Origin of the sequence: Saonia flava (assembly GCF_011927795.1) — a bacterium.
GTDB lineage: Bacteria > Bacteroidota > Bacteroidia > Flavobacteriales > Flavobacteriaceae > Saonia > Saonia flava.
The window spans coordinates 2,168,888-2,183,577 of the sequence record NZ_JAATJJ010000001.1 but is presented as its reverse complement, the minus strand read 5'-3'; the positions used below and the strand labels follow the sequence as shown (position 1 = coordinate 2,183,577).

Genomic DNA, 14,690 nt, shown 5'->3' with positions numbered 1-14,690 from the left:
GGATTAAGAATTAATTTTATTAAAAAGTGCATCTCCTATTTTTTCCACAACCCCCACAACTAAGGCGTTACCCATAAAAAATGCTCTTTTGGTATCTGTAATGCCTTCTAATTTTGTATGGTTGTCAGGAAACATATTTAATCTTTCCAATTCAATAGGAGTTAATCTTCTCATCCCTTTTTTGGTTTGTACCACATGTTTAAACCTGGAGGCCGATTTGCCCCCTTCTCCGGTAATTATAGTTCTGGAAGCGTTGTCAAGGGCATCTGGAAAGACCATTGCACCTTCACTATAATTATATTCAAAACCATTTTTTGCCTTTCTAACCTCTTTTTTTGCTCCCTTTAAATAACTCCATTTATGCAAATCTTTATTGGACAAATAAAATTCTTGAGAAACCCCATCTTTTTGCAGTATATCTTTCAAAAGAACCTTGTTTCCATTGTATTTTGCAGAGGTCTTACCAGTGTAAACAGTTCCATCAATACAAATTCCTGAATTTTGAAAAGGAGAGACCAGCTTATCAACATTAAAAGTATTAGAAATAGATACCAAATCACCCTTCAATTTAAATTCGTTTTCTTTTTCAATAATGGTATTAATTGGAAAGACAGAAGCAATTGTACCCAACTCTTTTATCCATTGAAGAGGACCAATATTATTCAGTTTTTTATAAACTATAGTAGACTTGTGGTAAGCCAAAAAGAACACCCTTCTTCTACGTTGTGGCATTCCATAATCTGCGGCGTTGATCACACGCCACTCTACGGCATAATCCAAGTCTGACAAACTTTTGAGCATAATGGCAAAATCACGTCCTCTTTGATTCGAAGGTGATTTTAGTAACCGATCCACATTTTCAAGAAAAAGGTACTTGGGCTTTTCCTTTTTTTCTTTTAGGATTCTATGAATGGACCACCAAAGCACACCTTTTTTACCAATTAACCCTTTTGAATTTTGAAGTGTTGTTGCAACGGAATAATCTTGGCAAGGAAAACCGCCAACCAACAGATCATGATCTGGAATATCTTTTGTTTTAACAGAGGAAATATCCTTATTACTATGGTTTTTTTCACCAAATCTAGCTTCGTAAACCATTGATGCATGCTGGGTTTTTGTGGAAGGCTCCCATTGATTGCTCCATACAACCTTGTATTTTTTATTTTTTTCCAACCCCAGACGAAATCCCCCAACTCCGGCAAAAAGCTCAACTACTTTAAGCATTTTTATAATTTATAGTGTAGTGCGAATATCGAGGATTTTGATACAAGATCCTAATTAAAATAATATCTAGTTAATCTAAGGCAAAGGCTACAATCTGGTTTCCTTTTTTTGTGCCCAGTTTTTCACCGCCACAAGCAATTACAACAAATTGCTTGCCATTTACCTCATAAGTTGCTGGTGTTGCAAAGGCAGGAGCGGGAAGTTCATATTCCCATAAAATTTCCCCCGTATGCTTATCAATAGCTCTAAAAAAACCGTCTTTCGTGGCTGCGATAAATAATAGTCCGTTTTCCGTAACAACAGCTCCCCCATAATTTTCGGTACCCGTTGTAGGAAATCCTTGCTCTTTTAAATGTGGGGTTTCCCCAAAAGGAATGGACCATATAAATTCCCCTGAATTCATATCGATAGCATGCAAAGTTCCCCAAGGAGGAGAAATGGCAGGAAGTCCATTGCTGTCCAAAAATTTGTTGTACCCCATGTGTTTGTATGGTAAATCAGAGATATTTTCACTATTAATTTCTGGACCAACACTATGTTTAATTTCCAAACCCAACAAAAACCGAAGTAGTGCCTCTTTTTCATCGCCGTTTATTTGAGGAAAACCTGTCATCATTCCCTTACCATTAATAATGGTTTGTTCTATTTGGTTTTTAGTGAGTTTATCTTTTATGTTGATTAAGGACGGAAAACCACTTGCGGGAAGACCTTCCCTATTCTTTTGATGGCAGGTGGCACAATTGGACAAATATGTTCGCTCACCCAAAGTTAAAGAAGAGGAAACAACATCATTTTTTTCCATTTGTAAAATCCAGGCCATTTCATTGGAATTTACATATATGATTCCATCATTTGGGTCAGCGGCAGTACCACCCCATTCAGCAGCCCCATCATATCCAGGCATAAGCAAGACAGGGTTTGTATTGGGAGGAGCGTAGGTGCGTTTATCCGCTTTTAAAAACAGTTCCTTAAGCTCTTCTTTGTTTTCAGCATAGGGACTTATGTCATTTTCCGTTAAATCCTCTGATTGTCTTGCAAATGGTCTTGGCATCGTGGGGAACGGCTGGGTTGGCCAAGCTTCTTCGCCATTTAGGGAGGAAGCGGGGACAGGCCGTTCTTCTATGTCAAACAAAGGCTTCCCTGTTTTACGGTCAAATAAATACACATATCCCTGTTTTGTAACCTGTGCAACGGCTTTAATTTTTACTCCATCATGGTTTACTGTAATTAGATTGGGCGGAGCTGGCAAATCCCTATCCCAAAGATCATGATGGGTAAATTGATAATGCCATAAAAGCTTTCCTGTTGAGGCATCCAATGCCAAAAGACAATTGGAGTATAAATTGCTTCCCAAACGTAACCAACCGTAAAAATCAGGGGAAGCAGTACCCGTAGGAACATAAACTATACCCGTTTCTTCATCCAATGACATTCCCGCCCAATTATTGGCACCGCCAATAAACTCATCCGTACGGGCATTTTTATTTTCCCAGGTTTCGGATCCAGGCTCATCTGGATATGGAATTGTATGAAACGCCCATTCAACATCACCTGTTAAGACGTTAAAAGCCCTAATGTCACCTGGTGCTGCACCAGCATTTTCAGAAACCCTTGTTGGCATAATAATTAAATCCTTAAAAACGGTTCCTGGGGTATTGGATACAATGAACTTGTCCTTGGCAGATTCTGGAAACCCTTTCCGAAGATCAATTTTTCCATTCTCTCCAAAAGAAGAAATAGGTTTTCCAGTTAGCGCATCCAAGGCAAAAAGATGCTCACCTCTGGTATAGAAAACACGTTTGTCTTTGTCTTTTTCCCAGTAAGAAACTCCTCGGCTTGTTGAATGCCAAACTTTTAATGAATCGCCAAAGCGCCATATTTCCCTACCTGTTTCTGCATGTATCGCAACAGCCCTAACAGCGGCAGTAACGCCATAAACCATTGTGTCCACAATAATGGGACTCATTTGCATTTGTCCACTATCAATAGCTGAATATGACCATGCTAATTTTAATTTTTTAACGTTCTCTGGAGTAATTTGGGAAAGTTTGGAATAATGATTCCGGTCTGACCCGCCTAAATAAGAAGACCACGTTGTATATTCTTTGACTACATTTTCCTTGTTTTTGGAGCAGCTTATTAAAACTGAAGCCATAAAAACAAACACTAAAAGAATATTTTTCATTGTATAAAGTCTTAAAAATGACCTATACAAGATAAGGTTATTTTAATTTAACGGGAACCCAAACCTCTTCTTCTGAATTTGGGTCGTTATTTTTATACTTGTTGCCCATTACTTGAAAATGGGGCCTAAAATCCCAAGTATAATCAGATTTGGGAAACCAAACTTTAGAAATATACTCCATCGTTTTTGAAAAATCACTAGGTAATCCTTTGTGGACAAACACGGCATAAGACCCAATAGGTATAATAAATGACTCCATACCAAGGGGAATATCATCAATTTTTTGTACTGGAACACAGGCCCATTGTTCAAATACTGTTTGTGGCGTAAAGCTCTTGAAAAGAGGAGAGCCATAGACCTGCATTGCATAGAATTCTGAGCCTAAACGGCCTTTTATTTCTTTGTGCCTTGGCATAAATTTGCCCCACAAAAAAGAGGTCTTGTTATCTGTAAGGGTCATTTTAGCAGACATGCCCACTACCGTCTTCTCTGGAACATTTTCTATTCTCAGGAATACTTCCATGTATCTATTTTAAAAGGTCCGAGTATTTTGCCTTATTGGACAAAAGCTCTGTTGCGGTCATGATGGCCTCATCATTTTTTAAATAATAATCATAGAGACCCTCTCGGTAGAAATATCTTTTAACAATTTCATCCTCAAGATTTTTTCGAATTTCTTTTTGATATTTATCCAGCGATGCAATTTTACTTTTCTCTATTTCTACCAATAAAGAGCGGTAATTGTTTTCCACTTCGTTACCAAAAAGTACATTACCCTCATCCATCATTGCTTTTTTTATGGCAATTTCGGCCTTGGTTTCAAACTCAAAATTACTTTTGGACACATAATCTTTAAAGGAGCTATAGTCCGCATCGGAAAAATTAAAACTATTAATGTTTTCTACTGCATTTTCATAATAGTACTTTGTGGCGTAATCAAATATAACATGGTTGACCAAAAGAGCCCTAGTTAGGGTGTTTGTTTTTGTAGTGTTTATTTCGACTTCTGGCAACACCCCTCCACCATCTTGTACTTTTCGTCCATTCCGAGTGGTAAAATCATTAAACTCTGTCGTTTTAACCGCTTTACCCGCTTCATCTCTGTTCCAATAATCCAGAGATTGTATGCACCTTCCTGATGGTGTATAATATCTGGAAATTGTAACCTTAAGCTGTGTGCCATAAGTTAGTTTTAAAGGGCGTTGAACCAACCCTTTTCCAAAACTCCTAGCGCCCATAACAACAGCACGGTCCAAATCTTGCAAGCTGCCAGACACAATTTCACTGGCAGATGCACTACTGCCATTTACCATGACCACCAAAGGAATCTCCATGTCCACGGGCTTGTTTTTAGTATGATATTCTCTATTGAATTTCTTGACTTTTGATTTTGTGGTCACAATAAGCTCCCCTTTTGGCACAAACAGATTGGTAACATTGATGGCCTCGGACAATAAGCCTCCAGGATTTCCTCTTAAATCTAAGATTAGCTTTTCTGCACCTTCATTTTTAAGCGCCACAATCGCTTCTTTGGTCTGCTTGGAAGCCTTTGCATTAAATTTTGACAAAACAATATAGCCCGTTGTGGCGTCTACCATTTTATAATAGGGCACTGCATCTACCTCAATGCCCTCTCTAGTTATTGATGTGGTTTTGGTTTCCCCTTGTCTTTTGTATGTGATTTCAACACTGGTGTTGTTAGCGCCTTTTAAAAGGTCAGAGGCGTTTTCTTTAAAATCCGCTACTTTTATGTCTCCAATTTGTATGATTTCATCTCCCGCCTTTAGACCCGCTTTGTCTGCAGGATAATTTTTGTGAGGCTCAACAATTAACAAACGATCATCATATGACCGAACCAAAGCACCAATTCCAGAATATTCGCCGGCATTGTTTATTTTAAAAGCCTCCACATCCTGTTCATTAAGAAATTTGGTATAGGGATCTAATTCATCCAACATATTTTTAATGGCGGTATCCATTAATTCAGCTGGATTGGTTTCATCCACATAATTCATGTTCAATTCCTTGAAAAGTGTTGTAAAAATTTCTATTTGCTTGGCAATTTCAAAGAAATCACTTTTAAAACTAGTTGTGGCAACCAAAAAAATCAGAGCAAAAACAGGAACTAAAATGCGCTTATTCATCAAACTTTTCATGAGCTATTTGTTTAGAGAATTTTTGTAATAAAACTATCAAGCTTTTTTCTACCTCAGCATATTGTGGCAATTCTTTTCCAAGGTATAAAAATAAAAACGCAAAGTTTCCCTCTATGTTGTTAAAAGCCACCTGCTTGTTTAGTCTATAACTTTCCCTAAGGAGTCTTTTTATTTTGTTTCTTTTTACCGCGCTCTTAAAATTCTTTTTGGGCACCGCAACACCTGCCCTAATTTTAACATCTTCTGGAAGTGGCTGAACCTTTAGATAAATTAACTTTATAGGATAATGGGAAATGCTCTTACCTTCCTCAAAAAGCTTTTCAATAATTTTTTTGCTTTTCAGCTTTTCTCTTTTTTGGAAAGTGAATTTCATATTAATATTATAAACACCTTAAATGAAAAATAACAGGATAAAGATACTGTTTCATATTATTTACTTTTGGATTTCTAGTTTCCCGCCATGTTTCTTAAACTCATTATAATACCACAAAACATAGTCTTTTATAATGCCATCTATTGTAGTATAGGGTTGATTCCACATATTGGAAGGAAGTATTTCCTCAATAGCGATATTAATATCAAGATTATACTTTAGTTGATATTCAAGCTTTTTTTCTTTCCTTATTTGCCTTTTTTTTATAAAAGGAGAAAGTTTTGGATCAATATTTAATTTTCTTTCTTCAAAATGTAATTCCAAGGAATCCGACACTGTTGTTTTATAATATGCCCAAGGATGAAGAGCGGAGTTCATGGTATTTCCCGTTAGTTTAACAGAAAAGGCATTTTGATAAAAAGCAACTTCAAACGATTTGGGAAATGTTACGATGGATGTGTCCGTTGGCTTGAACCTTTTTTCTATGTATGAGCTTAAGCTATCCTGGCCAAGACTATGGTAGAACAGTGTTTGTTGGCTTGCAGAAAAAAAAGATTTAAAGTCTCTATAAAGATGATTTTTTTTTAGAATAGATTTAATTTTCTTGGTAGTAATTCTTGAAACAATTTCACCTAAATTTTCATCGGAAACAGTTAAAACAGATTTAGAATTGTTAATTGCCCTAAGTAGCCGCTGTATTTTTTTTGACCCAATCTTTTTCCCAACATAACTTCCCCCAGGAGCAAACTGTAAGGGAGCAACTTTTCCATTAATATATTGAACCCTATTTCTTGAATATCCAACAAACCAATAAGAATCTTGGTTTTTGTCTCTGGCCAAGAATAAATGGTCAGAATAGACAGCGGTAACAGACTTGCTTTCTATTTCTTCCGCAGAAGTAGAGACTCTAATATAATTTATGGAATTTTCTTCCAGCTTATCTTGGGCGTGTATATTAATTAGCCATAAGAAAAGGACACAGGAAGAAAATTTTGGCAACATTCTAGCGCAATTTTATTATTCCTGAGCTTGATATATATTGTTATTCGGGTTAATATCCGCCATTAATTGAGAAGGGTCTATAAGTATTGCCAATACATCGCCCAGAGGTCTATCAATTACAAATTCATATGTTGGATTTGTCCAAGGCCAATCTTTTAATACGGTTCTGTTAATTGTTGGATATGGATTTTCTTTTTCTCCACGCATCATTTGTAAAGGCATGTAGAATGTTTCTTTGGTTCCATCTGAATATGCCACTAAAAGATCTATTGGCATGGGCATAAGTCCAATTCTTTCCAAAATGATTTTGGTTTTATCACCATCAGCAATCACTTCTTTTATATTATAATCTATTGTGTTGGTGGTTTGTGTCCAATCCGTTAAGTACCAATCTAGTTCCATGCCAGAAACTTTTTCAGCAGTTCTTTTTATATCATTGGGGACAGGGTGTTTAAATTTAAAATCTTCATAATATTTTCTGATAGTTTCCATTAATTTATCTTGGCCAATTACATACCCTAACTGAGACAAGAAAACCGCTCCTTTACTATAGGCGGCTATGCCATAGGGCATATTTGAGTTATAACGATCAGAATGTGTGGTCTGTGGTTGTTCCTTGCCAGAGTTTACCAGATAATAGTAGCCTTTATATGATCCTTCAAAAGGGTTCTCTTTTTTAGAATCCCTAATTTCATTACTACAAAGTGCGGAAATAAAACTTGTAAAACCCTCATCCATCCAAGAATGCTTGGCTTCATTTGTAGCTAAAACATGTTGAAACCAAGAATGTGCCAACTCATGAATCATTGTGCCAATGACACTTCCGGGCTTATCACCACCTGTTATAAGGGTGGCCATGGCATATTCCATGCCACCATCACCTCCCTGGATAACCGAATATTGTTCATAAGGATATTCTCCAATGTTTTTGTTGAAAAAGGCCATTGCTTTTTCTGTCATGGGCTGTACGGCTTTCCAAGTATCCACAAATTTTGGGTCGCTCTTATAAAAGAAATGAAGCATGGGACCATTTTCCATCTGTAAGGTATCGTGCACATATTCTGGATCAGCTGCCCACATAAAATCATGAACCATTGGGGCTTTAAAGTGCCATGTAAGTGTTCTTCCCTTCTGTTTTTTAATTTTTGCTCCAGAAGTTTCATACCCATGGCCTATTTCTTCTGGGTTTTGTAAATATCCTGTACCACCCACTATATAGTCTTTATCAATAGTAAGCTTAACATCAAAATCTCCCCAAACACCATGAAACTCTCTTGCAATATATGGGTCTGCATGCCAGCCCTCAAAATCGTATTCTGCCATTTTAGGGTACCATTGGCTCATAGAAAGCGCTACACCATCTTTATTATTGCGGCCAGAACGCCTAATTTGTAATGGAACTTGTCCGGAAAAAACCATATCAAAAGTGGTCTTGCCTCCAGAGGGAATAGGTTTCGCTAAATCTACGACCAAAACAGTTCCCTCTTCCTCAAAAGATAATTCTTCCCCATCTTGAGTTAAACTAGACACGTGAAGATAGCCCTGTTCATCTTTTTGCAAATGAGCTATTCTGCTTTTGCCATCCACAAACATTCTACCATCAGGATCCTCAATGTTTTGTAATCTTATATCCATTTCACTTCCTGGCTGAAAAGCATTGAAATATAGATGATAATAGACTCGCTTTATCTCATCGGGCGAATTATTGGTATAGACCAATTTTTGCGTGCCGGTATATTGATAGTTTTCAACATCCATTTGCACATCCATTGCATAATCTACATGCTGTTGCCAATAATTAGAAATGTTTTGGCCATTTACAAAGACAAATAGGCCAACAAAAAACAATGTCATTAAAAACTTCTTATTCTCCTTCATAGCTATTTATTTTTCCTTTTGAAACCATTTCTGCCATTATAAGGGCATTATAGGCGTTTGCAATTTTTCCTGATTTTGAAATCTTATCAAAAGTAGTTGTTTTAGAAGCATCACCGCTTAAGATAACAGGTGTTTTAATGCTTAATCCCGACTGCATGATGATGTTTTTCACCTCTGGAGCTGTTAGTTTTGGATATTGGGAACGTATAAGAGCCGCAATTCCCGCAACAGCTGGGGCGGCCATGGATGTTCCAGGCATAAATTCATACTTATTATTTGGAATAGTTGAATAAATATCTGTGCCTGGCGCAAAAATATCCACATTTATAGCCCCATAATTGGAATAAGAAGCCACAACCTCTGAGCCATATTTGGAGTCTAAAGCCCCAACGGTTATTAGGTTGTCCGCTATTTCTGCCCCATTATTTATTTGATCGTTTGGAAAATTGGGGTTAGAAGGGTTGTCCAAATCTTTTCCATCATTTCCTGCGGCATGTATGATCAATACATCATTGGCTGCTGCATATTTTATGGCATCATATACCCACTCAGCTTTTGGAGAAAACGACTTTCCAAAACTGCCGTTAATTATTTTTGCACCATTGTCCACGGCATATCTAATCCCCAAGGCAATATCTTTATCATATTCATCACCATTCGGGACAGCCCTAATGCTCATTATGGCAACATTGTTGGCCACCCCATTTGCTCCAATACCATTATTTCTTTCTGCCGCAATGATTCCTGCTACATGGCTGCCATGGTCTTCATCTTCGCCAATAGCCTGCGGATTTCCATTACCATAACCAGTATCAGTAATATCATATGGGTCGTCCCCAACGACTGCCCTTCCATCAAAATCAACTTTTAAATTATAATTAAGTTGTTCTACAAAGTGTTTTATGCCTCCAGTTAGCTCTTCTAATACCTCTGGAATAGAATCGGCATAATTATACATTTGCATTAGAATGGAAATGTTTTGTTGCATTGCCTGATCTTCCGTTTTAATGGAAGCTAATTCTTTTTTTGTATAGGTCTCTTTGCCCAATTCTTTTTGTACGGCTGCATCAGCATTTTTTACTGCTTGTAAAATTTGCTCATATTGCTGCTTGTTTTGTAGTGCTTTTTGATACTCTTTATCTAATTCTGCTTTTGCTTTTGCTTGTAGCACAGCATCTCCCAATTTAAGTCTAAGAATACGCGTGTACTCTAATTGTTCATTGTAGGATTCTCCTAAAAAGTTGTAACCATGAATGTCATCTATGTATCCATTTTGATCATCATCTTTTCCATTTCCTTTAATCTCTTTGGTGTTTGTCCAAAGCACATCATCTAGGTCTTCATGCTCTAAATCCACTCCTGAGTCCAAAACGGCAACAATAACTTTTTTACCTTTTTTTCTTCCAATGATTTCGGAGTAAGCTTTATCAATACTCATTCCAGGAATTGTATCCTTTAAAAGGTCCAAATGACCCCAATTCCTTTTTTCAGCCCCTGTGAGGTCTGCTATTTTTAATGGAATTGTATCTATATTTTCAATAGGAGTGGTTACCAAAGACGTAGAACCACAACCAATAAGCAAAAAAAATGCGGCAAAAACACCACAATAGGATAATCTAAATGTCATAACGGGGATTTTTTCTATATAATTAGGTGCAAATTTACTTTTATTTAATGATTTCATAAAAAGGAACAATTGATTAGGAAAATAATGCTGTAAAAATTTTGGAAAATTAGTTAAAAATAGAGGAAAAAGTATGCGTGTTATCAAGTCTTGGGCCTCTATCGGTATGTTTTACTGTACATAGCTCATTGTGGGCATCATGTTCTAGAAACAGATAATAGTTATTTTCAATGGCATTGTTCATAAAAAGCTCTTTCTCATTCATGGACAATAAGGGCCGGGTATCATAACCTGTTATATATGGTATGGGGATATGGCCCACTGTTGGCAGCAGGTCTGCCATAAACACTATGGTTTTACCTTTATATTTTATATGTGGAATCATTTGTTTGTCTGTATGGCCATCCACAAAAAGAATACCAAAACCCAGTTCAGATTCATTTAAAAAAGAGCTTTCCCCTTTTTTAATGAACTTGAGCTGCCCGCTTTCTTGCATGGGCAATAAGTTTTCCTTTAAAAAAGAAGGTTTTTCTCTGGGGTTTGGTTTGGTAGCCCATTCCCAATGATTTTCATTTGTCCAAAAAGTGGCATTTTTAAAAGCGGGTTCATAGCCGGTTCTGTCTTTATTCCACCGAATGCTTCCGCCGCAATGATCAAAATGAAGATGCGTCATAAAGACATCGGTAATATCATCCTTTTGAAAACCATTTTGCTTTAGAGAGGTTTCCAATGAATGGTTTCCCCACCTATGGTAGTAACTAAAAAACTTATCTGATTGTTTGTCCCCAATCCCAGTATCAATTAAAATCAATTTATTTCCATCTTCAACCAGAAGACTTCTTGCGGCAATATCAATTAAATTGTTGTTGTCCGCAGGGTTTGTTCTACTCCAGAGTGTTTTTGGAACAACACCAAACATGGCTCCGCCATCCAATTTAAAATTTCCTGTTTCAATGGGGTATAATTTCATGCAGGTTGAATGCTGGCCAAAAGGGAAACAATATTTTAGCCTAAATTAATAATTTATAAGACCATAATTAATCTATTCGCCTAAAATAAATTTCTCAATTGGGTGATGAACAAGAGGCTTTGTAAGATGTTTTTGTACATCTTTATATTGTTTTGTCTTTTCCTTGTCAATAGGATCTAGTGAAGAACTTAAAATAAAGACATTGCATTTGTCTTTTACTTTTTCTGGTAATTTGATGTACTCATCCAAAAACTCAAAGCCGTCCATTTCGGGCATTCGTATGTCTAAAAAAATGAAATCAGGAAATTCACCCAAATCATTTTGTAATTCCTCCAAGTATTCGAGAGCTTCTATTCCAGAAGTAAATGATAGAATTTCTAGCTCATCACCAACTTTTTTAATAATTGCCTTATTGATATAATTATCTATTTCCGAATCATCTATTAATACTATTTTTTTTGGCTTCATAAGTGTTTAATTTTTTTTGCTGATTGGGCAATGTTATAATAAATTTTGTTCCATCATCTGGCTTTGATTCAACTTTTATTGATCCATTTAGTTTATCCACTATTTCTTTTACAATAAATAAGCCTATTCCGGTTCCCATAATTTTTGATGAAACGCGGTAAAACATGTTAAATATTTTATCCAAGTGCTCATCTGGTATGCCCGGTCCGTTGTCATGGATTTCAATAATTGCTTTCGTTTTGCTTGTTTTAATTTTAATCCAAATTGTTGGGTTTGGCTGTTCAATATTATGATATTTAATAGCATTGGAAATAAAGTTATCCAGTAGTACAGATATTCTTTTTTTGTCTGACACAAAATCTACAGAATCATTTAGATTTGTTTCGATTTGTATATCGCTCCTATTTTCTAGGTACCATAAGTTCTCTAGAGACTCCTTAATTAAATTTTCAAAATTTATTTTTTCCAAATTAACCTTAAGGTGACTGTTTCGAGAATATTGAATAATATCTTTTATAAAATTGTCCAAACGTTTTAAGGAATTCCCCATCATATTAAGCTTCTCTATCAGCTCTGGCTTATCCTCTTCCATTAGAGTAATATGAATTAAACCCATGACAGAGGTAAGTGGGGCGCGTAACTCATGTGATGCGCTATAAACAAAACGATCTAGTTCGGAATTGGTTTTTTTAAGCTCTAAATTTTGTGCCTCCAACTTATCTTCAGCCTCTTTCCGGCTTGTATTGTCCATAATGGTAACAAGAAAGTTTTGCGAATCATCAAAAATAAATGGCTCAACAGATATTAGAGCAGATATTTTCTTCCCAGTATTTAAAGTGTAGGTAACCTCCTCATTAATGATTTGACCTTTTTTCTGTAACTTTTTGAGCAAATTATTTCTTTGATCAGTATTGTTTGGTTTTAATTTTAATGCCCCTGATTCCGTTATGGTCTTACCAAGCATTTTATCTCTAGTTACACCCAATACTTTTGTAACCCTATTGTTTACTTCAATAATCTTTCTCTCACTATCCATGATTAAAACACCCATTAAATTGTTGTGAAATGCTTTTGAGAACTTCTCTTCGCTTTCTTCAACTTTCTTTTGGGCTTTTTTAGCCTCTGTTTGATCAATAAACGTGCTAAGAACATAGACGGCTTTATCAATTTGGTATGGTTCCGCGGAAAAAATAAAATGTAGAAGATCTCCTTTTTTTGTGTTGAGCGCTACATCCATCTGGGATACCTTCCCTTTGTTTTTCACTTCTTGTAAAACCTTTTCTCTTAAAATACTATCATTATCTTTTAAAAACCCAATTTCTGTAAAAGTTTTACCGACTACTTCATTCCTAGACCTCCCAAGTAGGTTTAAAAGAAAATCATTGATGTCGGCAACTTGCTTATCTTGGTTAAAAATCACCATTCCCACAGTGCCACTGTTAAAAGCCTTACTAAATTTATCCAAATTGCTTTTTAGTGCTATTTCCAATTCTTTGCGTTCTGTAATATCCCTAATAATTCCTTGGAAAGTGGAATTGGGCAACATTTTAGCATTTATTTCCCCGAAGAACGTGCTTCCATCTTTACGAAGCATCTTTCGTTCACTTAGAATTATTTCACCTTGGACCAATTCTTTTAATTTAAGAGGGTTAGTTTTCAAATCTTTGGATACTATAATATCCTTTATTCCAAGATTCAACAATTCTTCTTTGGAATAATTAAACATTTTGGTACCGCGTATGTTAACATCAATTAGGTTCCCCTTAAGGTCTGATATAAAAATACCATCAGAAGCTTGCTCTACCAAGGTTCTAAACTTTTCTTCACTTTCATATAATAAAGTAGTTTTTTCCTTGACCATTCTATTTAATTTTCTTGGCTGCCTTGCCAAGTGCCAAGTAAAGAAGCCCGCCAATAAGGATATTATAAAACCTAAAAGTATAAAAGCAAAAACCGTTAAAAAGGTGACTCTATTATTGGAAATAACGTACAGAACAAACTCCGCTTGGTTAAACTTAATAGGAATGCTAATATTTTTTTTGGTTGAGGCACTACCATATGAGAAAAAAACCTCTTCTGATTTGTCTGCGTTTATTTTTGCTAGACAATAGGAAAAAGGACTACTGCTTAGAGAGTCTAAGTGAGCAGCTTTTAAAAGTGTTGATAATTTAAGAACCGAAGAGGTAAACCCTTTAAAAGCACCCTTACTATTAAAAATAGGAGTTCTGCTTATAAAACCGCTCCCACCTTGTTTTAACTTTAGGGGGCCCGCAATAAAAAAATCCTTTCGTTCAATAGTGGCGATTGCCCCCTTTTTTCCCAAAGAGTCTTTTAAAATATTAAACCCGACCACTTCATTGTCTTTATAAGGGTACACATGTGTTATAGTCCCTTCACTGTTAACAAGCTCCAAGGCATCTACATGTTTGTTGGTATTTAGAAGGATTTTGGAAATACTGTCAAAATTTGAAGGAACACCATATTGCTCCACAATAAAAGCAAGTGTTTGTGTCGAAGTAAAATGTTGACGCATAACATCCTGCAAACCTTCTTCAATCAAAACGGCCTGTCTGTCAATTTTATCCTGTTCTATGCTTTTAAAAAGCAAATACTGTTGTGAGGTAATTATTTGTGTAAGAAGCAACACCAATGAAAAAACCAATATCCCAAACAAGATGGGGTTTTTGAAAAAAGTAATATTCTTTAATAATTTCATATAGACTTAAGAGTGTGCTTAAAAATCTATCTAATAAAATATTCCCTTCAAATTAAATGCAAACCACATCACCCAGTTTTCGCAATGGAAATTT

Annotated in this window: 11 protein-coding genes; all 11 read right to left on the bottom strand. The window is 36.0% G+C overall.

Features of this window, described 5'->3' with window-relative positions:
* Positions 1-3: 3 nt before the first annotated feature.
* The 11 genes from dcm to GGR42_RS09500 all read right to left on the bottom strand — a co-directional run bounded on the left by dcm (position 4) and on the right by GGR42_RS09500 (position 14,596).
* Positions 4-1,224, bottom strand: a complete 1,221-nt coding sequence (gene dcm, locus GGR42_RS09550; RefSeq protein WP_209023948.1) for a DNA (cytosine-5-)-methyltransferase — start codon at positions 1,222-1,224, stop codon at positions 4-6.
* Positions 1,225-1,294: 70 nt separating this feature from the next.
* Positions 1,295-3,409: a pyrroloquinoline quinone-dependent dehydrogenase gene (locus tag GGR42_RS09545; protein ID WP_167963253.1), complete on the bottom strand. Its 2,115-nt coding sequence runs from the start codon at positions 3,407-3,409 to the stop codon at positions 1,295-1,297.
* A 37-nt stretch (positions 3,410-3,446) separates the two neighbouring features.
* Positions 3,447-3,932 (bottom strand): GyrI-like domain-containing protein, encoded by a 486-nt coding sequence (locus tag GGR42_RS09540; protein ID WP_167963251.1) that lies wholly within the window; start codon positions 3,930-3,932, stop codon positions 3,447-3,449.
* A gap of 4 nt (positions 3,933-3,936) precedes the next feature.
* Positions 3,937-5,565 (bottom strand): S41 family peptidase, encoded by a 1,629-nt coding sequence (locus GGR42_RS09535; protein ID WP_167963249.1) that lies wholly within the window; start codon positions 5,563-5,565, stop codon positions 3,937-3,939.
* The gene (gene rnpA, locus GGR42_RS09530; RefSeq protein ID WP_167963247.1) at positions 5,546-5,938 is read right to left on the bottom strand and encodes a ribonuclease P protein component; all 393 of its coding nucleotides are present in this window, start codon (positions 5,936-5,938) and stop codon (positions 5,546-5,548) included. Before rnpA ends, GGR42_RS09535 begins: the two co-directional genes overlap by 20 nt.
* A 60-nt stretch (positions 5,939-5,998) precedes the next feature.
* Positions 5,999-6,940 carry a hypothetical protein gene (locus GGR42_RS09525; RefSeq protein ID WP_167963245.1) on the bottom strand — a complete coding sequence of 314 codons (942 nt, stop codon included), beginning with the start codon at positions 6,938-6,940 and terminating at the stop codon, positions 5,999-6,001.
* A gap of 15 nt (positions 6,941-6,955) precedes the next feature.
* Positions 6,956-8,794 (bottom strand): M1 family metallopeptidase, encoded by a 1,839-nt coding sequence (locus tag GGR42_RS09520; RefSeq protein ID WP_167964439.1) that lies wholly within the window; start codon positions 8,792-8,794, stop codon positions 6,956-6,958.
* 10 nt (positions 8,795-8,804) lie between these two features.
* Entirely contained in the window at positions 8,805-10,445 is a 1,641-nt protein-coding gene (locus GGR42_RS09515) for a S8 family peptidase (protein ID WP_167963243.1), read from the bottom strand.
* Between the two features lie 106 nt (positions 10,446-10,551).
* Positions 10,552-11,412 carry an MBL fold metallo-hydrolase gene (locus GGR42_RS09510; RefSeq protein ID WP_167963241.1) on the bottom strand — a complete coding sequence of 287 codons (861 nt, stop codon included), beginning with the start codon at positions 11,410-11,412 and terminating at the stop codon, positions 10,552-10,554.
* Between the two features lie 72 nt (positions 11,413-11,484).
* Positions 11,485-11,880 carry a response regulator gene (locus GGR42_RS09505; RefSeq protein ID WP_167963238.1) on the bottom strand — a complete coding sequence of 132 codons (396 nt, stop codon included), beginning with the start codon at positions 11,878-11,880 and terminating at the stop codon, positions 11,485-11,487.
* Positions 11,849-14,596 carry a PAS domain S-box protein gene (locus tag GGR42_RS09500; protein ID WP_167963236.1) on the bottom strand — a complete coding sequence of 916 codons (2,748 nt, stop codon included), beginning with the start codon at positions 14,594-14,596 and terminating at the stop codon, positions 11,849-11,851. Before GGR42_RS09500 ends, GGR42_RS09505 begins: the two co-directional genes overlap by 32 nt.
* Positions 14,597-14,690: the final 94 nt, after the last annotated feature.

Excerpts from the sequence above, each read along its gene's own strand:
- GGR42_RS09535 (WP_167963249.1), bottom strand. The coding sequence starts at position 5,565 with ATGAAAAGTTTGATGAATAAGCGCATTTTAGTTCCTGTTTTTGCTCTG.
- GGR42_RS09505 (WP_167963238.1), bottom strand. The coding sequence starts at position 11,880 with ATGAAGCCAAAAAAAATAGTATTAATAGATGATTCGGAAATAGATAAT.
- GGR42_RS09510 (WP_167963241.1), bottom strand. The coding sequence starts at position 11,412 with ATGAAATTATACCCCATTGAAACAGGAAATTTTAAATTGGATGGCGGA.
- GGR42_RS09520 (WP_167964439.1), bottom strand. The coding sequence starts at position 8,794 with ATGACATTGTTTTTTGTTGGCCTATTTGTCTTTGTAAATGGCCAAAAC.
- GGR42_RS09525 (WP_167963245.1), bottom strand. The coding sequence starts at position 6,940 with ATGTTGCCAAAATTTTCTTCCTGTGTCCTTTTCTTATGGCTAATTAAT.
- dcm (WP_209023948.1), bottom strand. The coding sequence starts at position 1,224 with ATGCTTAAAGTAGTTGAGCTTTTTGCCGGAGTTGGGGGATTTCGTCTG.
- rnpA (WP_167963247.1), bottom strand. The coding sequence starts at position 5,938 with ATGAAATTCACTTTCCAAAAAAGAGAAAAGCTGAAAAGCAAAAAAATT.
- GGR42_RS09540 (WP_167963251.1), bottom strand. The coding sequence starts at position 3,932 with ATGGAAGTATTCCTGAGAATAGAAAATGTTCCAGAGAAGACGGTAGTG.
- GGR42_RS09500 (WP_167963236.1), bottom strand. The coding sequence starts at position 14,596 with ATGAAATTATTAAAGAATATTACTTTTTTCAAAAACCCCATCTTGTTT.
- GGR42_RS09545 (WP_167963253.1), bottom strand. The coding sequence starts at position 3,409 with ATGAAAAATATTCTTTTAGTGTTTGTTTTTATGGCTTCAGTTTTAATA.
- GGR42_RS09515 (WP_167963243.1), bottom strand. The coding sequence starts at position 10,445 with ATGACATTTAGATTATCCTATTGTGGTGTTTTTGCCGCATTTTTTTTG.